This is a genomic window from Paenibacillus sp. W2I17 (assembly GCF_030815985.1).
In the GTDB taxonomy this organism is placed as follows: domain Bacteria; phylum Bacillota; class Bacilli; order Paenibacillales; family Paenibacillaceae; genus Paenibacillus.
In genome coordinates this window covers 3,828,222-3,850,926 of record NZ_JAUSXM010000001.1, presented here as the reverse complement: position 1 = coordinate 3,850,926, position 22,705 = coordinate 3,828,222, and the positions used below count along the sequence as shown (strand labels likewise).

Genomic DNA, 22,705 nt, shown 5'->3' with positions numbered 1-22,705 from the left:
TCTTGCTTTCATTGCTTATGGATGTATAATAGGAATAGCACATCATTACATCCATAATGTTCGATATGAATGTAACGTTGTTTTGGAGAGTTTATTGGCCTTTAATTTTATCGAGATCATAGAACAACCATTTATAAGGAGTGAAACCGAATGTCGATGTCATTTGATCAATACATGAAAGATATGGTTCAACCGATGCGGGATGATTTAACTCGTCTAGGAATTCAGGAGTTGCGTACTCCAGAAGAAGTGGAAGCAAGTCTTCCGGATGCAAAAGGAACAGCGCTGGTTGTCATTAACTCTGTATGCGGATGTGCCGCAGGTCAATGTCGCCCAGGTGTGTCCCAAGCACTGCAGCACGATATTACACCGGACCACCTGTACACTGTATTTGCTGGTCAGGACAAAGAAGCAACTGCAAAAGCACGTGAATTCTTTGCTCCGTATCCTCCATCTTCACCGTCCATCGCTCTGATGAAAGACGGCGAACTCGTTCACTTTATCGAGCGTCATCAAGTGGAAGACCGTTCTGCAGAGGATATTGCGGCTGATCTCAAAAGTGCATTTGACCGTTACTGCCGTTAATTCGCTCCAATAGAACGCCCCGCCCTTCGGATCACCGATGCCGGGGCGTTTCATTTTGGATAGATAAGGTTATTGAACCATTTGGACCTTTCAAGCTGGACATCAAATTTCATTCATTTAGAAACGGGGTGTGTGAACGATGAGTTTGCAACAACAGATCATCGCTGAATTGAAGGTTAAACCAAGCATTAATGAAGAAGAGGAAGTACGCAAGCGTGTTGATTTTCTGAAGACGTATGTGAAAAATGCGGGTGCCAAGGGTTTGCTGATTGCGATCAGCGGCGGTATTGACAGTGCAGTGGCTACGGCGCTTTGCAAAAAAGCGACGGACGAGCTTACGCAAGAGAACAACCAAGAGTACAAAACGCTTGGTGTGTTCCAACCTTATGGTGAACAATCCGATATCGACCACAGCTACGCTGTAGCCAAAGCATACGATCTGAAGCATGTCGTGGAAACCAATATCGAAGATGCAGTTAACGAGATTGCGCTGGAAGTGGAGCAAGGTTTCAAATCCTTGGGAAGCCCACGCCATATGACTCACCAAGGCAAAGGTAATGTTAAGGCGAGAACTCGTATGGTTATGCAATATGCGCTTTCGTTTGAAGAGAACCTGCTCGTTGTAGGTACGGATCATGCGTCCGAAGCCATCACGGGTTTCTATACCAAATGGGGCGACGGTGCTGTGGATATCACGCCACTGAGCACCCTGAACAAACGTCAGGTACGCCAGCTGGCAGCATATCTGAACGTGCCACAGGCTATTTTGGACAAAGCACCATCGGCAGGACTGTGGGAAGGTCAGACGGACGAAGATGAGCTGGGAATTTCGTATGAAGCGAACAGTGACTATCTCGAAGGCAAACAGATCGATCCGGCTGCACAAGAGCGCCTTGAAGCGTTCTATAAGCGCACACATCACAAACGCAATGCCATTCCTGGTATCTAATACGAGTGAATAAGCATGCTGGTTATAAGCTGTTAGCACCAACATTGAAATAACGTCCCTCTTAGGGAATGCAAAAAGAGTCACTGCTCACGCAGTGACTCTTTTTACTATGTGGAATGGGAAATCGCAAAAATCCAGGTGACTACTATATTAAAGATGAGTTAGCTATTCCAGTCTTTGATCTGGTGCAGGGTTAGGGTGATGGCTTGCTCCAGTTGCGGAGTGGTTTCTTTAAATGGATGTACCGTATTAAAGGTGTGGTTCCCTTCGGGTATCTGGTGCCATGGGATATCAGGGCGTGCTTGCACAAGTGCGGCAGAACCGTCACGCAGACGCTGGGGATCTTCTGTTCCCTGAATGAGTGCGACTCGCACAGGTGAAGAAGCCAAGCGGTCAATGATAGCGTAACGTTCGCTATGCTTGTCCATGTCTTCCAGAATAGCCACGTCCAGTGGCATCTGCTGGCCTGTACGTCCGTTAACGACATGGCTGCGGCCATGTGTGCGCATTTCTTCTTTTTGCTCCGCTGTAAAAAGATCCAGGTTGGTTATACCATTCCAGGAGATGACACCTGCCACCTGTTCGGGATGATCCAGTGCATAGACGAGACTTACGCCCGCACCGCGGCTATGACCAACCAGATATACAGGAAGTCCAGTGAATTCAGGTTGTGTCGCCACATGTTCCAGTACCAGGGCCAGATCGGCAAGCTCCCGGCTGTAGGTATTCACTGCGAACTTTTCAAGTTCTGAGAATTGCTCCAGATATTCGCCGATACCGTTGTGAGAGAAATTAAAGGTCAGCACATGATGCGTCTGGCTTAGCTGTGAAGCTGCATAGGGGAACATGCCCCAGTCTTTGAAGCCTTTGTATCCGTGAGACAGAATGATGACGCCTTGAGCGGATTGTTGTGCAGGGAAAAAGTCTCCGCGAATGATCGCATCTACGTCAGTGGACAATTCAAAAGTTATGGGCATTTTTCAGACCTCCTAAGAATTTCAGACGATTCCTGATTCATATTTTAGCATATATGGTAATGCGGATAGGTACTCGCTTCTGATCGCCCCTCCTGCTACAATAGAATACGTGTTCGGAGAGTTACGAATCATGTGATTGAATGGAGATCTTTTACAATGCATGTTCAAAAAGAGCGGTTTTCAGTACCGAGAAGATGGGACTTTTTGAATAACCTCTTACAGTATAAAAGATTAAGCGGGTGAAGCGTTGATGATATATGGCATAGGTAATGATGTGCTGGAGATTGGACGTATGCGGAAGCTGTTGTCTGGTCGCCATGCGGAAGCTTTCATAAAACGAATTTTAACGCCAGCAGAGCGGGAGATCGCGGTTCGTCGAGGGAAGCGGATGACGGAGTTTGTATCCGGTCGATTTGCAGCGAAAGAAGCGGTGTCTAAGGCATTTGGCTGCGGTATTGGTGGTGTCATGGGCTTCACTGACATTGAGGTGCTGCCTGATGGGACAGGACGTCCCGTGGCCTCGCTGTCCAGTCAAGCCTGGGAACGTCTGCAGCTGCCATACGATAAGCAATATGACATTCATTTGAGCATTACGCATCAGACGGAATTGGCAGCGGCCTTTGCGATCGTGGAACAGATGGAAAAGTAGTTAGCTTGGCAATAGGAGAGGACGGAAATATGGGTTTACAGGAACAGAAACAACATTTCAGCGTGAATCTGCTGGACTGGTATATGATCAACCGACGGGATTTGCCGTGGCGTCGCCACAACAATCCGTATTTCACATGGGTATCGGAGATTATGCTTCAGCAGACTCGGGTCGATACGGTAATTCCGTATTTCAATCGTTTTATCGGGAATTTCCCGACTGTGCAGGCGTTGGCGGAAGCACCCGAAGAGGATGTGTTGAAAAATTGGGAGGGACTCGGTTATTACTCCCGTGCACGTAATCTCCAGGCAGCCGCGAGACAAGTCATGGAGCTGCACGCAGGCGAGATGCCGCAGGACAAGCCGGCTGTCTTTGCATTAAAAGGGGTTGGCCCGTATACTGCCGGGGCCATTCTCAGCATTGCCTTCAACCAGCCGCAGCCTGCGGTAGATGGCAATGTCATGCGGGTACTGTCCCGATACTTCCTCATTGATGAGGACATTATGAAGGGCAGCACCCGGGTGTTGATGGAAGAGCTCGCAGGAGAGCTCATTCCGGAAGGGCGTGCGCGTGATTTCAATCAGGCGCTGATGGAGCTGGGCGCGCTGGTGTGTACACCCAAAGCGCCGCACTGCCTGACTTGCCCGGTCATGGAGCAATGTTCCGGCCGTATCGCCGGAAGAGAGCTCACGCTGCCGGTCAAGACCAAGGCGAAGCCGCCGCGCCCTGAGCAGCGGCTGGTCGCGATTGTGGAGGGCCGCGGTGCTCATCGCGGCCAAGTGCTTGTGCGCCAGCGCCCAGACACGGGCCTACTGGCCCGGATGTGGGAGCTGCCGCATGTGCTCGCGGCGCCCGCCGCAGCGAGCAAGAAGGCGGCGCCGCTGGCGGATGAGCCGGCCATGGCATTGCTGGCCGGCAGTCTGTGGGCGGAAGGCTTCGCTGCCCGCCCGGAAGGGCTGGCTACCCATGCGGAGCATGTGTTCAGCCACATTGTCTGGAGCCTGCAGGTGTACAAGTGTACGGAGCAGGACCAGAGCAGTGAGCTTCCGCTGATCGCAGCGGAAGCCAGAGCCGCCTACGATGCACAGGCGGCAACAAGGGAGGGCACAGCCTCATCATCAGCTGTGTCACCTGTATCAGACACAATGCATTCATCGGAGCAAGCCACGCCTAATGCGCAGAACATCGCAACATCGCTTAACGATGGAGAGATGTTGGCACCATCTGATGTTAGTGACCTAGCGCTGAGCACTCCGACACTGACAGGTAAAGGTGATGGCTTGACCTACCGCTGGATCGGACCGGGAAGATATGGACAAGATGGCATTCCCCAACATATTTCTGAAGCTGATCAGCAGTTATTTTGCTGGTGCGTATGATCAAGTGAATGATTAAATGGGGGAGCTAACGAACTCCAGAGGTCTTATCATGTGGATATACCACAATTATAAATTCTAACGAACCTGAGTGACGTTATCATAGACAAATCAACCCAAAAGTGCGTATCAAAGCCCGTATCTGGGGAAATAGCTACTCTGAGATTCGTTAGGTTCGCGATACGATGAAATATCGAGCAATAACGTGTCCTGGGTTCGTTAGAAACAAAACACCCATTAACTATAGTGATAGCAAAAAGAGAGCCTGATCACGGTCATGATGACCGAATCAGGCTCTCTTTTATGTTAACTGTTGCATGCTAACAGTCTTATTTTGCAGAAGCGTAACGTTTGTTCACTTCATCCCAGTTGATTACATTCCAGAAAGCGGCGATGTAGTCAGGACGTTTGTTTTGGTAGTTCAGGTAGTAAGCGTGCTCCCATACATCCAGACCCAGAACCGGAGTCAGACCTTCGAAGAGAGGGCTGTCTTGGTTAGGTGTGCTAGTGATGGACAACTTGCCATCTTTACCAACTACGAGCCAAGCCCAGCCGGAACCGAAACGAGTTGTAGCTGCTTTAGCGAAATCTTCTTTGAATTTATCAAAGCCACCCAGTTCGCTATCGATAGCTGCTGCGATATCGCCTGTAGGAGCGCCGCCGCCGTTAGGTCCAATGATTTCCCAGAACAAGCTGTGGTTAGCATGTCCACCACCATTGTTGCGAACCGCTGTGCGGATGCCTTCTGGTACGCTGTCAAGGTTAGCAATCAGATCTTCCAAACTTTTTTCTTGCAGTTCAGGAGCGCTTTCCAGAGCTGCGTTCAAGTTAGTTACATAAGTATTGTGATGGCGATCGTGGTGGATTTCCATCGTTTTTGCATCGATATGTGGTTCCAATGCGTCGTTAGCGTAAGGAAGTGCTGGTAATTGAAAAGTCATAATGAAATACCTCCTGAGATTTTAGGTTTTTTTTGAAAACAGGTACATATGTAATAATACCCTTGCCACTAATATTAAACCGCATTCGAGCTAATTAAGCAACATTTTTGTTTATTAAGTCCCCCGAGGCGTTGATCTAATGATGGGCCAGAGATAACAAACATATTTTACCCTTTATGCAACTATTTATGTGTTTTCAGACGTTTAAATGGATGAAAATTTTAATATTCGTATGTAAACGGTTACAATTAAGCGCTTTCAAAAGAAAATGCGTGTTTTATGGAGAAAAGTATGGTTTAATTGACGAAGAAGCGGTATTTTCTCGTTTTTTGTCATTATATGAACATTGGGTTTTTGGTAAAAAGGGATTCCCTTTTTGTAAAAAACCTCATCTAAGCTAACGAAAAGGGAGATTTAAGACATGCACGTTCGTTCCTTTCAGTTGAGTGATGCAAGCCAGATGACGGAGCTTCTCCAGGTTGCACTATCGGAAGAGTGTTATGAGAACACGATGGGCCCGTTTGCCCGTCAATTGTCATGGGATTCTGATCTGATCATGGTTGCGGAAGAAGAGGGAGACCTCGTCGGCGCTTTGATCGGTACGATTGATCACAACCAGGGTTGTATCTACCGTATTGCGGTACATCCAGACTATCGTCGCCGTGGAGTCGGCAAAACACTTGTCGAGGCTATGGAACAGCGGTTCCAGCAGCGTAAAGTCAGCCAAGTATGGGTGGCGGGTGATGAGCACAACAAAGTAGCCATGCCTCTATATGAAGCAATGGGTTACGGTGCCAATCAGATTATGAGCGCTTTCCAGACTCTTAGTATTTTGTCCAAAGCTTAGTTTGCATGTTTAAAAAGAAATAAAAAAAGATTTTCATTTCATATTAGGCATATCTCTTTAACGTGTAAGAACGTGAGGGATGTGCCTTTCTATTTATATGAGTGTTCTTCACGTCATATTCCTCTGGTTTCCTCATTTTCTGTAACATGCTTCGGAGTCCCCGAATTCTATTTAAATCACCCTGACTATCCCGGCTGTATTCACGATAACCAAGGTATTGGTGCTCATAACCAATTGTTTCACTCTCCCAAATGGAGTAGACTGAAAGGGAGTATGGTCACCATGTTACAAGTTTAATTCAACTATTTAATAAATGAGGTGTCCCTTTGAATTCCAATAATCATTCAATGGAACATGTGACTTCCGAACAACGAAATGAACCGTCAAAGCCTGAACAACCGGGAAAATCATGGGTTGTCGAGCTGTGGGACTGGGTCAAAACGATTGTTGTTGCTTTTGTAATCATGATGCTGCTGAACCTGTTTGTGTTCAATCTGTCGATGGTCAAGGGACAGTCCATGCAGCCGACACTGGTTGAGCGAGATCGCCTTTTTGTCAACAAAATCGTATACCATCTGGGTACTCCTTCCCGATCAGATGTGATCGTACTTCGTGATCCAAGTGAAGGTGTAGAGAAGAAGGATTTTCTGGTGAAACGGATCGTTGGACTTCCGGGAGATACAATTGAAGTTAGGGATCACCATCTATATGTGAACGGCGAGCAACAAGCGGAAACGTACACCGATATTGAGGTGCAGGACCCTGATTTTGGCCCAATCACACTAGAGCCGGATCATTTCTTCGTGATGGGGGATAATCGTCATGAAGGCAAAAGTAAGGATAGCCGAGTGTTTGGCAGTATTACATCCGACCAGATTGTAGGCAAGGCTGAATTTATTTTCTGGCCGTTTTCTGAATTGAAGAAATTGTAAAATGCTTACAGGACAACAACTTCAGACTGCATTTTGCGTTAAACCATATAGACTCGTTCCGTTTGAATTCAAGTATGCAAGGCATATATAGAAATTAACGCCTGTCCTCTTACCGTGAGGCGGGCGTTCACTATTTACGGAATAAGTGTTGGAAGAAGAGAGGGAAGAGAAATGACGAGCGTACAGACCGGGGCAGCACAGGATGCCTCCGTATGGGAAAAGTTAAAACAGGAGATCAAGGCAGCTGGCCCCGGACTGGGCATTGATGATATCGGTTTTGCTTCGGCTGATCCCTTTGTTTCCCTGAAGTCGCTGCTGGAGCAGTCGCGGGATAAAGGGTATGCTTCAGGTTTTGAAGAGCCGGATATTGAAAAAAGGGTGCACCCCGCCTTAAAAGATGGCGAGCCCGCTTCACTTATCGCAATAGCCGTGGCATACCCATCCAAAATGGTGAATCCGCCGAAATCGGAGCCTGGTGCGTATCGAGGCATTTTTGCCCGTTCGGCTTGGGGTCAGGATTATCATCAGGTCCTGCGTGCAGCGATGGACAAGTTGGTCAATTTTATAAAGGAACGCGTACCTGAAGCGATGATCGAAAGCATGGTAGACACCGGAGCATTGGTGGATCGTGCGGTGTCCCAGCGTGCGGGGATTGGTTTTAGCGCCAAAAATTGTGCCATTATATCACCCAAATTCGGTTCATGGATTTTTCTCGGAGAACTGGTAACAAATATTCCTTTTCAACCAGACACACCTGTGACCGAAGACTGTGGTGAATGTACAAAATGTATCGATGCCTGTCCTACAGGAGCATTGGTGGGGCCGGGGCAGTTGAATTCACAGCGTTGTATTTCTTTTGTAACCCAGACGAAAGGGTTCGTGGATGAAGAATTTATGCTGAAAATAGGAAACCGTCTGTACGGTTGTGACACATGTCAGATTGTCTGTCCGAAGAACCGGGGCAAGAACTGGGATCACCATCCCGAGTTTCACCCCGATCCGGAGATTGTGAAGCCACTTCTACTGCCGCTACTGGACATTGGTAACCGGGAATTCAAGGAACGTTTCGGTCAGAGTTCCGCCGCCTGGCGGGGCAAGAAGCCGATTCAACGCAACGCCGTTATTGCCCTGGGCAATTTCAAAGACAAAAGTGCTGTACCCAAACTTACAGAAGTACTAAAACGTGATCCGCGCCCCGAGTTGCGGGGAACCGCAGCTTGGGCGTTAAGCAGAATTGGAGGAGAAGACGCCATGAGAGCAATTGGGGAAGCTGCCGCTAACGAACAAGATGGGAACGTACTAAGCATGCTGCAGAAGGCCGAGGAGCGACTGAGTTCGTCCGAGACCTTACCCAAACAGCCACAGGCTGGGCAAGTGAGTGAGAAGCAGCAAGAGGAACAGAATAACGAGAACAATGCCTTACGTGCGTTACAACAGGATTTGAAAATGGAAGCCGGGATTGAACCGGGTAGTGAGCAGTCTGCACAGCCTGCCAAACCGGAAGCCGCAGCGTGGAAACCTTCAGCCGTTACGGGTCTTCATGGCAAGCCCGTATACTACGATGAGATACTGACACCGATTGGTACTCTTACGTTATGCGCGACGGATGAAGGGCTGTGTCACATTGATTTTGGCGCCTTTCACGTACGCGAAGCTCATCTGCAACAATGGGCCCGCATCTGGATTGGCGAGTATCGATATGAGAAGAATGAAGAGAAGCTCAGCGAAGCTGCAAAGCAGTTAAAGGAGTATTTTGCAGGGGAGAGAAAAACGTTCGACTTGCTGCTTGATCGGCTTGGAACACCATTCCAGCTACAAGTATGGCAAGTTCTGTCCGATATATCTTATGGAGAGGCCTCATCACACCAACAGGTTGCGGAAATCATCGGCAGACCCAAGGCTGTTCGTGCAGTTCTGGACGCCATTAGCAAGAATCCGATTCCGATTATTATTCCCTGTCACCGTATCAGTGGTAAAGACGGTACCCTGGTGGGTTATGTAGGCGGTCTGCAAACCAAGGAGCAATTGCTCGCATTGGAGCAGCTATCGTAAGAGCGGGGGACGTTCATGAAGTATGTAAACGTGGAGAGCGTGGAAGCGGGGGAGCTTCTGGGCAAGACGGTATATTCCAGTAACGGCACGGTACTGCTGTCTGCCGGAGTCCAGCTCACCGTATACATGGTCAATACGCTGAAGCGTATTGGCGTGACCATGTTATACATCCAGGATGAAGCGTATAAAGATGTGGATGCAGAAGACATTCTGGATGAAACCACGAAACGGGCAATAATTAACGAAATGAGTGTCACACTCGAATCCATTCGATCCGGGAAAGACTGGAGTCCGAGAAAAGTTGCCCTCAGTATAGAGAAGTTGCTAAATGATGTACTGAACGGGCGTGAAATGCTTGTGCAGCTCACCGATATTCGTACCAAAGACAATGCACAGTATGTTCATGCGATGAATGTATGTTTGTTGTCTTCGGTCATCGGACTGAATATGGGACTCAATTATAATCAACTGAAGGACCTTGCTGTGGGGGCATTATTGCATGATATAGGCAAAGTGGGGGAACCTCCGGGCAGTGGCTCTGCTGCGAATTCTTCGCTGCACCATACATGGCGTGGATTCGAAGTGATTAAGAACAAACGGGAGTTCAGTCTGTTGGTCGCCCATACAGCCCTGCAACATCATGAGCATGTAGATGGTACAGGCATGCCGAGAGGGATCAAGGGGAGTGACATTCATCTGTTTGCGAGAATCGTTAGTGTGGCTAATATCTACGATAATCTCATTAATGGTTTATCCAAGGACAGTTTGATGCCACATGAGGCCTGTGAAGAGATGATGGCGTTGTCTGGTACAAAGCTGGATCGGGACATTCTGATTGAGTTCAACAAGAGTGTATCCGTGTATCCCAATGGTACAGCGGTACGACTGTCCACCAAAGAGACTGGAGTCATTGTGCGTCAACATCGGGGATTGCCCGGCAGACCTGTAATCAGGGTGGCGCGCGGAAGTACGCGTTATTCTCTGGATGTGGTTGAAATCGATCTGGCTCAGCATACAACCGTTTTCATTGAAGCTGTCATGACGTAGCTTGTGTAGGGTTCAACTGGAAAATCCGTTTGCTCAAGGCGTGCGGAAATGCTATGATACTTTCAGGAAATCCGCTCTGTGTCAGGTTTGCAACATGTGTGTTGAACATCATGAAGTGACACGGATTATCAGGCTTTTTAGAATGCATACAGAGGTGTCTAAGAGATGGATATTGTTATACCGATTATTACATTGATTGTTGGTCTGGTCGGGGGATTTTTCATCGGGGTGTTCTACTTGCGTAAACAACTTGAGAAAATGCAAAGCAATCCGGACATGCTTCAGAAAATGGCGAAGCAAATGGGCTACAACCTGAATGGCAAGCAAATGCAGCGTGCCCAGCAGATGATGAAGAATCAGCAGCCAGGAGCGAAAATGCCTCAGCCGCAACAGCATCCTGCGCGTAAAAGTTCGGGCCGCCGAAAATAATAGCAGTGAATAACTGCTTACTTTATTGTGGTTCGAAAGGAGGCGTTTAGCTGTGGCTGGCGTTAAAGATTATTTGAATTCAAAAGTATCCGACAATCGGGAAAAGATCGAGTATCATGTAGAGCAGATCCTGAAATTGATTGGAGAAGATAGTACACGTGAAGGGCTGCTTGAAACGCCTGCACGTGTGACCCGAATGTATGAAGAAATTTTTGGTGGATATGAAGTAGACCCGCGCGATGTGCTCGGTGTCACGTTTGACGAGAATCATGAAGAACTGGTTATCGTCAAGGATATTGTCTACTACAGTCAGTGTGAGCACCACATGGCGCCGTTCTTCGGCAAGGTACACATTGGGTATGTACCAAGTGGCAAGATCGTTGGTCTGAGCAAAATGGCTCGTCTGGTCGAAGCAGTAACACGTCGCCTGCAAGTTCAGGAACGTATTACTTCACAGATCGCTGACATTCTGACAGAGGCCGTTGAACCTCATGGAGTTATGGTCGTTGTGGAAGGCGAGCACTTGTGCATGTGTTCCCGCGGCGTGAAGAAACCGGGAAGCAAGACGGTAACGTCTGCTGTACGTGGTTCTTTCCGTGAGAATCCGGCACAACGTGCGGAGTTCTTGTCTTTGGTGAAAGATTAAGATCAGGTATGTCCACTCGCTGGACAAGCCGGATGAGCAAGTTCCTTTGGTTTTGGAAGCAGCAGTTTCTAAGCCATAGGATGTGATATAAATAAGCCGTGTTCCCTGGGAACCGGCTTATTTATATATGCGTTGTCATTCCTATATACTGGATACATATGAATTCGTTAAGCCGGAGGTAATGGAACGATGAGTGTACCTTCCCATTCAGATCAACCGGTTCAGCCGGAAAAGGGACTACAGGCAGATCAACAGGCTTCATTGCGTCTGCAAATCTGGGAGACACCACTCATGCGACAAGGTAGTAGTGTACTCGAAGCTTTTGCTTGGGAAGAAGTTATGTGCAGGCGGGTTGGGGCAGGGCATCTACCTGTTGCGCATATATGGAGACACCCAGATGCCTTTGTAGCGGGTCTGCGTGACCGCAGGTTGCCACAGGCTGTAGAAGCGATGGAACAGATTAGAAGCCAAGGGACAGCGGTCTGTGTTCGGCCTTCGGGTGGAGCGGCAGTACCCTTAAACCCAGGGGTAGTTAATGTGTCGCTGATTCTGCCTAATCCCGGACATGCCATCAATATTCATGATGATTTCCGGGAGATGGCTTCGATTATTGCCGAGTCGCTAACGCCGTGGTCGAATCAGGCGCAGACAGGCGAAGTCCAGGGTGCTTTTTGCCCGGGAGATTATGATGTCAGTGTAGGTGGATTGAAATTCTGTGGTATTGCCCAGCGCAGGCAGGCAAAGGCGTATATCATTACGGCTTTTATCATCGTGGAAGGTCAGGGTGATCAACTGGCAGCGGACGTGCGACAATTCTATCAGCATGCAGCAGGTGGGGAGAGTGAAGGATATCCTGATGTTCAACCTGGCACGATGGCAAGTCTGAAAGAACTGGCAGGTGTACCTTCAGCTGCGGCATATACTGCGGCTTTGGTTCGAACACTGCGCGATCGCTATCCGCAGGCGGAGACCAGCAGGGTGCTTAGCGTTGGCTCTGAAGAAGTACGCCTGACAGCTGAGCAGATGAAGCTGCGATACGATTAACACTTTTTACTAGGGCTTGGAATTGGTTAATAGAGATGATATGATGTGATTTCGGAAGGAGAGTGTTAGGATGGACACATTGAGATATACGTATTTATATGAGGTTGTATCAACAGGCGAAAAATCCGAGTTCAGCCAAATGGCAACAAGCAAGGAAGAGGCTGCTGCACTGATCGTTGCACGTATAGCCGATCTGGAGTTTACAGACGAGTCTGATATCAAGCTGGGCGATCTGATCTCCATTAGCAAACAGGTTGGCGACAACTATGTGGCGTGCGAGGGCTGTGCTTCTTAAGTGAACATTTAGAAATAGGAAGTCTCTCAAAAATACAAGCAAGTCTCTTTTTACAAGAGGCTTGCTTTTTTGTCTACACCAAAAGAGATATCTTTCAGTCATTCGGCTGGAGATATCTCTTTTTTCTCTAATCGATTTAAGCTCAAGCTTAATAAGGCGGCCACAACAACTTGCGTGCTGTTTCGTAACGCTCGGCAACAGCGGGCCAGTAGACAACATTCCACCAATCCTCGATATACTTTTTGCGTTCATTCTGATGTTTCAGATAGTAGGCATGTTCCCACACATCCAGTGGCAGGAGCGGTACGATATCGGACTGGGACAGGTTCTGGTGTTTTTCCGCCTGCAAAATCTCCAAACGATGTGCTCTCGGGCTCCAGACAAGCATCGCCCAGCCACTGCCTTCCACCTTGTTCGCGGCTTCTGTGAATTGATTCTTAAACGCTTCATAACTTCCGAAATCCCGCTTGATCTGCTCTGCCAGCATACCGGAAGGTTTGCCGCCGCCAGCAGGATTCATAATTGTCCAGAAGATCGTATGCAGGTAGTGGCCTGCCCCGTTGAAGGCAAGTTCACGTTCCCAATGTTTGATGAGTTCAAAGTTATTCTTTTTTCGCGATTCCGCCAGCTTCTTCTCTGCTACATTTAGTCCATCCACATAAGATTGATGGTGTTTGTCATGATGGATACGCATCGTCAGCTCATCAATATGTGGCTCCAGCGCATTGTACGCATAGGGGAGAGGGGGCAGTGTGTGTCCTCCGATGGGAACCGGCTTCTCTTTTACGGGAGGTGCTGTAGAGCTGGGTGTGGCTTGTGTTGCTCCGGTAGAAGGCGGTTGAACGGTTGCGGATTGGATCTGAGCTGAAGCGGCAGGTGCATTTACATTCCCCTCTGGAGAAGTTGGAGCTTCTGAAGCTTGGCGATGGACACTTCCTGACACTGACGTATGCAACGCATTTTCCAGAAAAAGTGATGGCTCCGAATCCGTTTCGCGTAAGATGCCAGGTTGGCCAAGCGTATCCAATACGCCCAGAAAATACTCCGATTCGCGGATAAAATGCAGAATGAGTACTTTGGCAAGCGGAACAGCTTGCACAGCAGCACTTTGCTCCAGAAGAACATACAGCTGTTTGATGAACTCTCTCGATTGCTGCCGAGCTGCCAACACAAGTTGATCGATACAACGAACGATGTAGGGAGCAGGCGGATGGGTTCCAGGCAATAGTTGTTTTAAAAGCTGATTGGCTACTCGTTCACTGTTTGCAAAGGTAACCTCCCATTCCTCCAGTAGCTTGACGTACGGGGGCTCCAGATCAGGAACCAGGGCACGAATGACGAGTGTATGTTCTTTCTCCTGCTCTTTCCAGAAACGGATTTCCTCCAATGTCCGCAGAGGCAGCAGGTGACCATATCCATACCAGTTCATCTATGTTGATCCTCCTTCAGATGAAATTCATTGCATGCAAACTGTCTATTCATGCGTCCCAAGAGTATATTCCGCGAGCCTGTTGTCCTATGAGTGCAAAAAAAAAGAGCCCCTGAGGGCTCTGGAAAAAATATGGATAATTGAAATTTGATTATTCTCCATTATTCGTGTTCTGCACATCGTCACTGCTTGTCTTCGTTACATGACTCAGGAAAGTTGAGACACGGCGCAGATATTCCTTCGGATGCTCCCGGAAGATCAACTCATGATGCGCATCCTGGACAATCCATACATCCGAGTACGGATTGGTCTGGTTGGCAGCGAGCTGCTCGGCAATTGGATAAGGCGCCTTCTCGTCCTCTGTACCATGGATGAAGAAAATCGGGAACGGATAATCTTCCTTTTTCACTTCCTGGTATGGAATCTGTTGCAGTCCGGTACCATTCAGAACAGGGAACAACAGCTTCATAATCTCGAGTGTAGGCTGACGCGGGAGATCGATCTGGTTATGAATGTTGTGGTACAGCGTATCCGGCTCAAGCAGGAACGCACTGTCCAGAATCATCGCATCGACTTCCTTCGTAATAAGTCCGGTTTGTAACGCTGTACCGGCACCCATGGAGAAACCCCAGACAACCAGTTCCTGTGCACCGCGCTGCTTGGCGAACTGGATCGCGCCCAGCAATTGCTGTGACTCAGCTTTGCCACCTGTGGCTACAGCTTTGTTCACCTGGGAGGCGAAACCATAATCGAACATCACCACATTGAATCCAAGTTGATGAGCATAGTGGGCCAGATCGTACATGGGTACCCATGTTTCCTCCCGGTTGGCACCGTAACCGTGACTGAAGATAATCGTTTTGCTTGCAGCGTTGTCAGCAGGTATATACCATCCCTGCATCGTCCGGCTGCCATCTGCTGCCGGGAACGTGATGTCTTCGTACTTCATGTTCTTGGCCTGCATTGGATTGGAGAAGACCGGCGCTACAGTAGGATTGGATAATACCCATGCGATGTAACCATGCAGTGCAATAAAACAAAACAGTAGAAAAAATACAACGGAGAGCAGCAACGCTACGATAATATGTTTGAACCGAATCAGCCTCGGTGATAGGGAAGTGGGCAGATCGGACACTTTTGTTTGCAGCGGGGCTTCGCTCTGGGATGTTGGATACATGAATGCCCCTCCTTTGAAGTTCAGTTGAAGATAACAACGACATGAAAAGAGAATTGCGTCGATTTCAGAGCCTGCTTCAGAGCGATATCTTAATGTAATATATCTTTATCGTATGTTCCCGTATAGTCAAAGTCAATTGATTGAGGGCATTTGTTACGCAATTGTTATATAGTTCTTAAGATATATGGGTAACATTACCTTAGTGTGTAAATTACAGGGGATTAAGTCTTATAAAAAGGAAAAATTTACACGTTGGCCTATTTTGATTTTGGCTCTTTTTGGTTTACAGATGAGACCGTTTCTCATATAATTTATGTAACCAAGTTTCATGTGATGAAACATGAGGAGGGCATTATGCCATGGAAGATCGCAAGTTAACCGTCCGGGCTGTGGAACGGGCGCTGGATATATTATTATGTTTTACCACACGCAGTGATCTGGGACTCACCGAAATTGCCAGCCAGATTGGCCTGCACAAAAGTACAGTGCACCGTTTGATGGCTACGCTGGAGGATCGAGGGTTCGTGATCCGCGATGCAGCAACAGAGAAGTACCGACTTGGCATCCGAATCTGGGAGCTGTCGGCTCATATGTCCCGCAGTGATGATCCCGCTATTCTGCTGCTGCCTGCGATGGAGCGACTGAGAGATCGATTGGGGGAGACCGTGAGTCTGTACCTGCGTGATGGCAGTGAACGGATACGGATTCAGGCTGTGCAAAGTGATCAGGCGATTCGCCGAGTCGCTCCCGTTGGTGTTAGACTCCCGCTGTCTGTGGGCGCTTCCAGCAAAGTTTTGATGGCGTTTGCCACGGACGAGGATCGTGAGGAACTGATGAACGGGCCTGAATGGCCGGTGTTTATTGATCCGGCAGTGTATTTGGCGCAAATGGGAGATATCCGGGATAACGGATATGCGACGAGTTATGAGGAACGTGAGCCGGGAGCTGCCGCGGTATCTGTACCGATTATGGATCGCAGAGGCAATATTGCAGCTGCGCTCTCGGTCTCAGGACCTGTCAGTCGACTCTCGCAGGAGACATTGCATGAATACGCACCTGTGTTGAAGGATGCTGCTACGCAAATGGGGCTGATGTTATCCTGATGTTGATGTAAGTTTTTTCTCCAATTGAGTTGGTGTTCTGGAATATAAAGGTTGTTTTTATGTTCCGGTTGCGCTACTCTGTAATGGACGGCCCAGCGGGGCCAGCTTCATTGAATATGAACGGCGGCATGTGTGTGCCGCAACTTGTTAACGTTACTGGGGGAGTCCGAACTGTCCGGACTGAGACGGAATCGCATGAGATTCCGGACCCTTTGCACCTGATCTGGATCATACCAGCGTAGGGAAGTAATCGGCGATATGACCACAACCACCACATAATGTGACCCTTGTAGGGCTCCGTTAAGGAGTTTCATAAAGGTGCATTATTGGTGATGGACATTAAAAGTCGGTTCCTTCGGGGACCGGCTTTTTTATATACAGGGAACAGGCGATATAGCACATACTCCATCGACTTCTTTTTCAATACCTGCGAAAGTGGGCTTGGATGATGAGGGAAGTCACCATAGATCCATGATCTGTGCTGCCTTCCGGTCTGTTGTGAACTGTACATGAAAAGTGTCTCCCTGGTCTGAGGTAGGATCGCTCTTTCTTCTCTGCATTGTGCATGATTTGGGACAGGTACGTAAGTGAGCTAATGACGATCCCAACCAAACAAGCGAACGAACACTGAGGAGGAGACAAGCGAACATGAGTACAGGAAATCAAACGGGACAACAAGCGAGGGAACAGGAACATAACGATCGGCAGGTGGAAAAGGAAACAGGGGCGGCCGGACGGGTTCAGCCCTTTCCGGGCAGCCGCAAAGTCTACATTCAGGGCTCACGGCCGGACATTGCTGTACCGGAGCGTGAGATAGCCCTTCATGACACGAATACTCCCCAAGGGGTGGAGCATAACGAACCGCTGCGTGTCTACGATACGAGCGGCCCGATGACCGATCCCGCATTTCATGCGGATATCCGCGCAGGTTTGCCAGCCCTGCGCACTCGCTGGATCACAGAGCGCGGCGATGTGGAAGCTTATCAGGGCCGTACGGTTAAACCGGAGGATAATGGACTGAAGCCCGGAGGGAAGAGAGCTGGCGCCGAAGAGTACCCCGGATTACGTGGCAAACCCTTGCGGGCACAGCCAGGACGCTGTGTGACCCAGATGCACTACGCGAGACAGGGAGTCATTACGGCAGAGATGGAGTTTGCCGCCATTCGTGAAGGTGTGGAACCGGAATTTGTGCGGCAGGAGCTGGCGAGTGGACGGGCCATTCTGCCATCCAACATCAATCACCCGGAGAGTGAGCCGATGTTGATCGGTCGTCATTTTCATGTGAAGATCAATGCCAACATAGGGAATTCTGCCGTATCCTCTTCCATCGAGGAAGAGGTGGAGAAGATGACCTGGGCGGTACGCTGGGGATCGGATACGGTGATGGATCTGTCCACAGGCAAAAACATTCATACCACCCGGGAGTGGATTATCCGCAATTCACCTGTGCCGATTGGTACGGTGCCGCTGTATCAGGCGCTGGAGAAGGTGAATGGCGAAGCGGAAGCGCTGACCTGGGAGTTGTACCGTGATACGCTCATTGAGCAGGCAGAGCAGGGCGTGGACTACTTTACGATTCATGCAGGTGTGCTGCTGCGTTATATCCCCATGACCGCCAAGCGAATGACAGGTATTGTGTCCCGGGGCGGGTCCATTATGGCAGCATGGTGCCTGGCGCATCATCAAGAGAATTTTTTGTACACCCATTTTGAAGAAATCTGCGAGATTATGAAAAGGTATGATGTAGCGTTTTCGCTGGGAGATGGACTTCGTCCTGGCAGTATCTATGATGCGAATGATGAAGCACAGATGGCGGAACTGGCTACGCTTGGGGAACTGACGCAGATCGCATGGAAGCATGATGTGCAGGTGATGATTGAAGGCCCGGGTCATGTGCCGATGCATAAGATCAAGGAGAATGTGGATCTGCAGATGGAGATATGTAAAGAGGCACCGTTCTATACGCTGGGGCCGCTGACGACCGACATTGCCCCGGGTTACGACCACATCACATCCGCCATTGGTGCGGCCATGATCGGCTGGTTTGGCACGTCCATGCTCTGTTATGTTACGCCAAAAGAACATTTGGGCCTGCCCAACAAGGATGATGTGCGGGAAGGGGTCATCGCCTACAAGATCGCAGCTCATGCCGCCGATCTGGCAAAAGGCCATCCACGTGCCCAGCGCCGGGATGATGCATTGTCCAAAGCGCGCTTCGAATTCCGCTGGCGTGACCAGTTTAACCTGTCACTGGACCCTGAACGTGCGCTGTCCTACCATGATGAGACACTGCCGGCAGAAGGGGCCAAAGAAGCTCATTTCTGCTCCATGTGCGGACCAAAGTTCTGTAGCATGCGCATCACGCAGGACATTCGTGCCTTTGCCGCGGATAAAGGATTGTCCGAGAATGAGGCTGTAGCAGCGGGCATGCAGGAAAAGGCCGAGGAATATCGGACACGTTCCTAGGCGCCGGTACAGCGCAAGCTGGGCAGTCTGAAATAGAGATAAAGCCGTTTCTCTCTGTCATTGCAGAGAAGAACGGCTTTTTTTAGTGTTATGTCATGTATGTATTCTTAACCGTACTCAGCCTTTATCAGAATTAGCTTTGTGACTGTGTGTGGTCCATATTTTATACAGAATTCCTGCGATAACGAATAAAAGAGCGTCACTGAGTTTTGGTGCTCCTCCGTATAGAAATGCGGAGCAGGAAAAACCTACTATAAACAGTAAAACAATATAGAGGAAACGCATATTAGTTCACCTCGTTAATTTGTGGTGTTACTAAGTAAGTGAGTTCATAGTTGCATAGTTCAGACAGAACCTGTTATTTCACTCCGAATCAGCCTCTACTCTCGAGCCAGGCCAAAATTCTTCTCCAAATACGCCGCAAGCAATGCCAGCGGGCTATGGATTGGAATACCGCGATCTATTGTAACCTGTGCAGCGGCGGGAGCCATAGACAGTTGGGCTGCCACTACCGCTTTACCCGGATACTGCTCAGCAATCTGCTGTAATCCTTCACGTACCGCTTCGAGATACCCTTGCTGATCTCCACGCATAATCAACTCAAATGTCCCAGGGATGCACACTGCTTCCGTCTGAGATGTCTTGGCAACGTGTAGTTGCCCATTCTCATCCTCTTGCTGTAATGCCTGATTCACCCGCGCCATCGTTCCTTCAACGGTTGCCGGGTTGGTGAATGCTATTATGTAATCTCCTGGTACTCGCCGCATCTCCTGCAATAACGGATCATCTATGCCGATCACAGGCACAGGGACCTGTGTGGCTTCCTGCTCCAGTACTGTCGCAAACAGGGTGCAGGTGACCAGAATGGCATCGGCATGACACTCAGCGATCCATTGGAGCGTCTGGGCTACCTTCTCGTGAATAACGACCTCGGAAAAGTCAGCGTCATGTTTAAGACGGTCCAGACCTGGATCGACGTAATGGACCAATTCAACTTCATAAGGAGCAAGCGTCTCTTCAATTAAGGCGATGTTGGAATAATGAGCGTGAAAACAACCAATGGTGATCATGTGCTAAGTCCCCTTTTATAGTTCGTATATGTCTTGGATCTTTTAGATATTTAAACCATTATAGAAACATGCCTGAGAACTGTACAGTCGTTTATTGCTCAACGCCAATAACCGCCCTTCCGCCAAGCTGCGGAAAGACGGTTGATAACCGGATTCGACTAGGGTCCGGTGTCCATTTTTATCTAAGGGAAGGAGAAGCATTTTTCTTCGCCATTTTTTGCTGTAAAATTTCATGAAAGGATAGACCTTGAGTGTTCTCATTCTCCTTTTTAGGAGCAGTGGTCGCCGTGTTGCGCGGATATTGGTGATGGTACGGGATCATTTGCTGAATAGGCATGCGGATCATCTTGGTTCCTCCTTTGATGCGTTTTTTTGAATTATGTATTTCGACTGGTTACCATGCCAGGTGCGCATATAGGTACATGTGACTTGTTAGACGAAATAAAAGAGTTTAAAGCGTAATTCCAATTGGATTGTAGTGATTTTACCCGGTTTTAAGGAGATGTAAACGTTTTTAGGGAAATTCAGGAGTAAAGGACCTGATTTGAAAGGTTTGATATGGGAGGATCGAATCGGTTGTTATGTGAATAGTCCCAATTTTAAGGAAGTCAATGGTACCCGCTTATGAGGCATATTGTCTGGTTAAATGATGCAAAGCATGCTAACTAACTTGGTACCATGGTCGGGTTGTTTAGGTGGTAATGTAGTTCCGGATATAACAAAAAAACTGCCGATTGTACTCGGCAGCTTGCATGATATGAAGAGGGAGGCGAGGAAACTTTGATCCTGTCTGAGGTGGCATCGTGTTGGTTTTATCTATTTTGACGAACAGCGATGTATATATCTACTTGTACACTTTCGGGATTCAGGCTACGTTCATCATATAATTCAAAATCCCCGGTGAACGTACGATCGCTTTGTTTGTCCCATGCCCACACGGATCCCCAGGCTTCGCCAACAACCTCTGCCATCGGTCCTTTCCTGGAAGTGAATACGGCGTAAGTTGCAGGAGGGAGTAGAATATCGTCCAATCCTTCAGGCAATGATTCGTTCGGACTGACCTCATGCCCTACCAGTATGGTGTATTCTCCGGTTATGCCATCGGTGTAATCCGTGTAACAACCATAGCGAACAACTTCAGGTGCAGGGAGGTGCTCTGAGGCAAAATAATTGTTCCAGAGTCCCTGAATACAACCTTTGCCACTGATTTCAATGGCGTTGGTTGTGCGGGCGGATACGCCGGCAAGACGTTTGCCGGGGAGCGTGACATAACGAACGGGCTGGGCAGAGAACGAATGATCTGTTGTTACCTGACCAAGATTAGCAGAAGCAGTAGAGGTTTCAGTGAGAGATTCTGCATGCTGATCCGTTGTATTCGTGCGCCAACGTTTCAAAAAAGGAAGCTGGTTACGCAGCATCGAACGAGCGGATTCCTCATCCATGCCTTCGTCCTTCAGAATGGCAGTGCACATCTCCGTCATGCCTTCAAGTGACATACCGGGCTGCTCAAACTTGCCCTCTTTGTAACAATAGATACAGTACTCACGGGTTGTGCTTCCATCTGCTTCCGTTCCGAATTGGGCAGGGGTTGTGAGCGGCATGCCGCAGCTTTGACATACAGTGACGTTCATGATTAGTTCCTCCTCATATATGTACAGATTGAATATATCTGAAGTATACGAGGAGGAACTGGACAGCTGTCTGTCAGGTTTGAGTCGGAGGTATATAATTTTGTACAATTTGCTCCGCGATACGGCAGATTTCATCCCGAATATGCTGAGGTTCCAATACTTCAACGTCCGCGCCGAAGCCCAGAATGAATCCATATAACCAGCCATCCTCGGGAAAAGCAACCTGGCTGATGTAATACCCAGTCCCATCAGGCATGACGTTCTCGATCCCAAACCATTCTTCCGCAATATGACGGACGCGAGCATGGAATTTCAAGGTTAACCTAGCTTGATTGTCCGGACGGCTCCATTCCTGTTGCCAGGGTCTGTCCTGTGGGTTGATGACTTTACGCTCGAATTGCTCATTAGCAAGTGTGACATCTTGCATGCGCACAAGTTTGAACATGCGAAATTGATTCCGCTCGTGACAAAAAGCATACAGGTACCAGGAATGCTTCTTGAGTACGATGGTATGAGGGTCGGCAGTTCGATGAGTATGGATACCTTCCGCACTGCAGTAGGTAAAGGTTACGGGGCGTAATTGATCCATACCCTGTTCGATAAGTTCAAGCTTGATTTTCAGCGCTTCGGGATGCGTCCAAGTTGAATAATCAACGATGAATCGATTGGTATTGGCCTGAAAATCATCATTTTTGGATTCAGGTACGATACTGCTGAGTTTTTCGACCAGAAGCTCACGCGCCGCATTAGCATGGGAAGTGGATACACTGCGCAGTGCAGTGACGATGGAAGCGAGGTCCTTGTCTGTTAATACGTTTCGATCCAGCCGGTAGCCCTCTGCCAGACCAATCCCGCCGCTTGCCCCCTGATAAGTCACCACCGGGATGCCTGCTTGCCCCAAGGTATCGATGTCCCGATAGATGGTCCGGATCGATACTTCGAACATATCTGCCAAGTCTTTGGCTTGTACTCGCCCACGATTGATTAGTAGCACTACGATGGCTAATAAACGCTCCAGTTTCATATGTATGGATTCCTTTCATTGGTTTATCTGTTGGAT

Annotated in this window: 22 protein-coding genes and 1 riboswitch; of the genes, 14 read left to right on the top strand and 8 right to left on the bottom strand. The window is 48.6% G+C overall.

The window, feature by feature from the left end:
- Window positions 1-150 precede the first annotated feature (150 nt).
- Together QF041_RS17015 and nadE are read left to right on the top strand one after the other, a co-directional pair.
- Window positions 151-585, top strand: coding sequence for a BrxA/BrxB family bacilliredoxin (locus QF041_RS17015; protein ID WP_017690788.1), 435 nt, complete (start codon window positions 151-153; stop codon window positions 583-585).
- Window positions 586-724: 139 nt separating this feature from the next.
- Window positions 725-1,534, top strand: a complete 810-nt coding sequence (nadE, locus tag QF041_RS17010; RefSeq protein ID WP_221818675.1) for an ammonia-dependent NAD(+) synthetase — start codon at window positions 725-727, stop codon at window positions 1,532-1,534.
- 161 nt (window positions 1,535-1,695) lie between these two features.
- On the opposite strand, the gene QF041_RS17005 is transcribed toward nadE, so the two are convergent.
- A complete protein-coding gene (locus tag QF041_RS17005; protein ID WP_307415040.1) occupies window positions 1,696-2,511 on the bottom strand; it encodes an alpha/beta fold hydrolase in 816 nt (271 codons plus the stop codon).
- 250 nt (window positions 2,512-2,761) lie between these two features.
- Between QF041_RS17005 and acpS the strand changes: the two genes are divergently transcribed.
- Window positions 2,762-3,160, top strand: a complete 399-nt coding sequence (gene acpS, locus QF041_RS17000; RefSeq protein ID WP_036614140.1) for a holo-ACP synthase — start codon at window positions 2,762-2,764, stop codon at window positions 3,158-3,160.
- A 29-nt stretch (window positions 3,161-3,189) separates the two neighbouring features.
- Window positions 3,190-4,539 carry an A/G-specific adenine glycosylase gene (gene mutY, locus QF041_RS16995; protein ID WP_307415039.1) on the top strand — a complete coding sequence of 450 codons (1,350 nt, stop codon included), beginning with the start codon at window positions 3,190-3,192 and terminating at the stop codon, window positions 4,537-4,539.
- 326 nt (window positions 4,540-4,865) lie between these two features.
- On the opposite strand, the gene QF041_RS16990 is transcribed toward mutY, so the two are convergent.
- On the bottom strand, window positions 4,866-5,477 hold the full coding sequence (locus tag QF041_RS16990; protein WP_036614138.1) for a superoxide dismutase: 612 nt from the start codon (window positions 5,475-5,477) through the stop codon (window positions 4,866-4,868).
- Between the two features lie 421 nt (window positions 5,478-5,898).
- Between QF041_RS16990 and QF041_RS16985 the strand changes: the two genes are divergently transcribed.
- The 8 genes from QF041_RS16985 (at window position 5,899) to QF041_RS16950 (ending at window position 12,769) form a co-directional block, all read left to right on the top strand.
- Window positions 5,899-6,324, top strand: coding sequence for a GNAT family N-acetyltransferase (locus tag QF041_RS16985; RefSeq protein WP_017690782.1), 426 nt, complete (start codon window positions 5,899-5,901; stop codon window positions 6,322-6,324).
- Window positions 6,325-6,671: 347 nt separating this feature from the next.
- Window positions 6,672-7,256: a signal peptidase I gene (gene lepB, locus QF041_RS16980; protein WP_074096722.1), complete on the top strand. Its 585-nt coding sequence runs from the start codon at window positions 6,672-6,674 to the stop codon at window positions 7,254-7,256.
- Window positions 7,257-7,427: 171 nt separating this feature from the next.
- Complete coding sequence (gene queG / locus QF041_RS16975) at window positions 7,428-9,308, top strand: tRNA epoxyqueuosine(34) reductase QueG (RefSeq protein ID WP_307415038.1); 1,881 nt, start codon at window positions 7,428-7,430, stop codon at window positions 9,306-9,308.
- Window positions 9,309-9,323: 15 nt separating this feature from the next.
- Window positions 9,324-10,355 carry an HD-GYP domain-containing protein gene (locus tag QF041_RS16970; protein WP_017690779.1) on the top strand — a complete coding sequence of 344 codons (1,032 nt, stop codon included), beginning with the start codon at window positions 9,324-9,326 and terminating at the stop codon, window positions 10,353-10,355.
- A gap of 165 nt (window positions 10,356-10,520) precedes the next feature.
- Complete coding sequence (locus QF041_RS16965; RefSeq protein ID WP_017690778.1) at window positions 10,521-10,784, top strand: YneF family protein; 264 nt, start codon at window positions 10,521-10,523, stop codon at window positions 10,782-10,784.
- Between the two features lie 52 nt (window positions 10,785-10,836).
- Window positions 10,837-11,430 carry a GTP cyclohydrolase I FolE gene (gene folE, locus QF041_RS16960; RefSeq protein WP_036668229.1) on the top strand — a complete coding sequence of 198 codons (594 nt, stop codon included), beginning with the start codon at window positions 10,837-10,839 and terminating at the stop codon, window positions 11,428-11,430.
- Window positions 11,431-11,619: 189 nt separating this feature from the next.
- The gene (locus tag QF041_RS16955; protein WP_307415037.1) at window positions 11,620-12,474 is read left to right on the top strand and encodes a lipoate--protein ligase family protein; all 855 of its coding nucleotides are present in this window, start codon (window positions 11,620-11,622) and stop codon (window positions 12,472-12,474) included.
- Between the two features lie 70 nt (window positions 12,475-12,544).
- The gene (locus QF041_RS16950; RefSeq protein WP_036614132.1) at window positions 12,545-12,769 is read left to right on the top strand and encodes a hypothetical protein; all 225 of its coding nucleotides are present in this window, start codon (window positions 12,545-12,547) and stop codon (window positions 12,767-12,769) included.
- Window positions 12,770-12,917: 148 nt separating this feature from the next.
- On the opposite strand, the gene QF041_RS16945 is transcribed toward QF041_RS16950, so the two are convergent.
- Both QF041_RS16945 and QF041_RS16940 read right to left on the bottom strand, forming a co-directional pair.
- A complete protein-coding gene (locus QF041_RS16945) occupies window positions 12,918-14,198 on the bottom strand; it encodes a Fe-Mn family superoxide dismutase (protein ID WP_307415036.1) in 1,281 nt (426 codons plus the stop codon).
- Between the two features lie 151 nt (window positions 14,199-14,349).
- On the bottom strand, window positions 14,350-15,375 hold the full coding sequence (locus QF041_RS16940) for an alpha/beta hydrolase (protein WP_307415035.1): 1,026 nt from the start codon (window positions 15,373-15,375) through the stop codon (window positions 14,350-14,352).
- Between the two features lie 359 nt (window positions 15,376-15,734).
- On the opposite strand from QF041_RS16940, the gene QF041_RS16935 reads away from it, so the two are divergent.
- Both QF041_RS16935 and thiC read left to right on the top strand, forming a co-directional pair.
- Window positions 15,735-16,478, top strand: a complete 744-nt coding sequence (locus tag QF041_RS16935) for an IclR family transcriptional regulator (protein WP_017690772.1) — start codon at window positions 15,735-15,737, stop codon at window positions 16,476-16,478.
- A gap of 148 nt (window positions 16,479-16,626) precedes the next feature.
- Window positions 16,627-16,740, top strand: a riboswitch (TPP riboswitch).
- Between the two features lie 386 nt (window positions 16,741-17,126).
- Complete coding sequence (gene thiC / locus QF041_RS16930; RefSeq protein ID WP_307415034.1) at window positions 17,127-18,944, top strand: phosphomethylpyrimidine synthase ThiC; 1,818 nt, start codon at window positions 17,127-17,129, stop codon at window positions 18,942-18,944.
- 380 nt (window positions 18,945-19,324) lie between these two features.
- Here the strand turns inward: thiC and QF041_RS16925 are convergent, their stop codons facing one another.
- From QF041_RS16925 to QF041_RS16910, 4 genes are all read right to left on the bottom strand, one after another.
- Window positions 19,325-20,014 carry a hypothetical protein gene (locus QF041_RS16925; protein WP_307415033.1) on the bottom strand — a complete coding sequence of 230 codons (690 nt, stop codon included), beginning with the start codon at window positions 20,012-20,014 and terminating at the stop codon, window positions 19,325-19,327.
- 178 nt (window positions 20,015-20,192) lie between these two features.
- Complete coding sequence (locus QF041_RS16920) at window positions 20,193-20,360, bottom strand: hypothetical protein (RefSeq protein ID WP_017690769.1); 168 nt, start codon at window positions 20,358-20,360, stop codon at window positions 20,193-20,195.
- Between the two features lie 466 nt (window positions 20,361-20,826).
- Window positions 20,827-21,645: a zinc ribbon domain-containing protein gene (locus QF041_RS16915; RefSeq protein ID WP_307415032.1), complete on the bottom strand. Its 819-nt coding sequence runs from the start codon at window positions 21,643-21,645 to the stop codon at window positions 20,827-20,829.
- A 73-nt stretch (window positions 21,646-21,718) separates the two neighbouring features.
- Complete coding sequence (locus tag QF041_RS16910; RefSeq protein ID WP_307415031.1) at window positions 21,719-22,669, bottom strand: helix-turn-helix transcriptional regulator; 951 nt, start codon at window positions 22,667-22,669, stop codon at window positions 21,719-21,721.
- Window positions 22,670-22,705: the final 36 nt, after the last annotated feature.

Excerpts from the sequence above, each read along its gene's own strand:
- QF041_RS17015 (WP_017690788.1), top strand. The coding sequence starts at position 151 with ATGTCGATGTCATTTGATCAATACATGAAAGATATGGTTCAACCGATG.
- nadE (WP_221818675.1), top strand. The coding sequence starts at position 725 with ATGAGTTTGCAACAACAGATCATCGCTGAATTGAAGGTTAAACCAAGC.
- QF041_RS17005 (WP_307415040.1), bottom strand. The coding sequence starts at position 2,511 with ATGCCCATAACTTTTGAATTGTCCACTGACGTAGATGCGATCATTCGC.
- acpS (WP_036614140.1), top strand. The coding sequence starts at position 2,762 with ATGATATATGGCATAGGTAATGATGTGCTGGAGATTGGACGTATGCGG.
- mutY (WP_307415039.1), top strand. The coding sequence starts at position 3,190 with ATGGGTTTACAGGAACAGAAACAACATTTCAGCGTGAATCTGCTGGAC.
- QF041_RS16990 (WP_036614138.1), bottom strand. The coding sequence starts at position 5,477 with ATGACTTTTCAATTACCAGCACTTCCTTACGCTAACGACGCATTGGAA.
- QF041_RS16985 (WP_017690782.1), top strand. The coding sequence starts at position 5,899 with ATGCACGTTCGTTCCTTTCAGTTGAGTGATGCAAGCCAGATGACGGAG.
- lepB (WP_074096722.1), top strand. The coding sequence starts at position 6,672 with ATGGAACATGTGACTTCCGAACAACGAAATGAACCGTCAAAGCCTGAA.
- queG (WP_307415038.1), top strand. The coding sequence starts at position 7,428 with ATGACGAGCGTACAGACCGGGGCAGCACAGGATGCCTCCGTATGGGAA.
- QF041_RS16970 (WP_017690779.1), top strand. The coding sequence starts at position 9,324 with ATGAAGTATGTAAACGTGGAGAGCGTGGAAGCGGGGGAGCTTCTGGGC.
- QF041_RS16965 (WP_017690778.1), top strand. The coding sequence starts at position 10,521 with ATGGATATTGTTATACCGATTATTACATTGATTGTTGGTCTGGTCGGG.
- QF041_RS16955 (WP_307415037.1), top strand. The coding sequence starts at position 11,620 with ATGAGTGTACCTTCCCATTCAGATCAACCGGTTCAGCCGGAAAAGGGA.
- QF041_RS16950 (WP_036614132.1), top strand. The coding sequence starts at position 12,545 with ATGGACACATTGAGATATACGTATTTATATGAGGTTGTATCAACAGGC.
- QF041_RS16945 (WP_307415036.1), bottom strand. The coding sequence starts at position 14,198 with ATGAACTGGTATGGATATGGTCACCTGCTGCCTCTGCGGACATTGGAG.
- QF041_RS16940 (WP_307415035.1), bottom strand. The coding sequence starts at position 15,375 with ATGTATCCAACATCCCAGAGCGAAGCCCCGCTGCAAACAAAAGTGTCC.
- QF041_RS16935 (WP_017690772.1), top strand. The coding sequence starts at position 15,735 with ATGGAAGATCGCAAGTTAACCGTCCGGGCTGTGGAACGGGCGCTGGAT.
- thiC (WP_307415034.1), top strand. The coding sequence starts at position 17,127 with ATGAGTACAGGAAATCAAACGGGACAACAAGCGAGGGAACAGGAACAT.
- QF041_RS16925 (WP_307415033.1), bottom strand. The coding sequence starts at position 20,014 with ATGATCACCATTGGTTGTTTTCACGCTCATTATTCCAACATCGCCTTA.
- QF041_RS16920 (WP_017690769.1), bottom strand. The coding sequence starts at position 20,360 with ATGATCCGCATGCCTATTCAGCAAATGATCCCGTACCATCACCAATAT.
- QF041_RS16915 (WP_307415032.1), bottom strand. The coding sequence starts at position 21,645 with ATGAACGTCACTGTATGTCAAAGCTGCGGCATGCCGCTCACAACCCCT.
- QF041_RS16910 (WP_307415031.1), bottom strand. The coding sequence starts at position 22,669 with ATGAAACTGGAGCGTTTATTAGCCATCGTAGTGCTACTAATCAATCGT.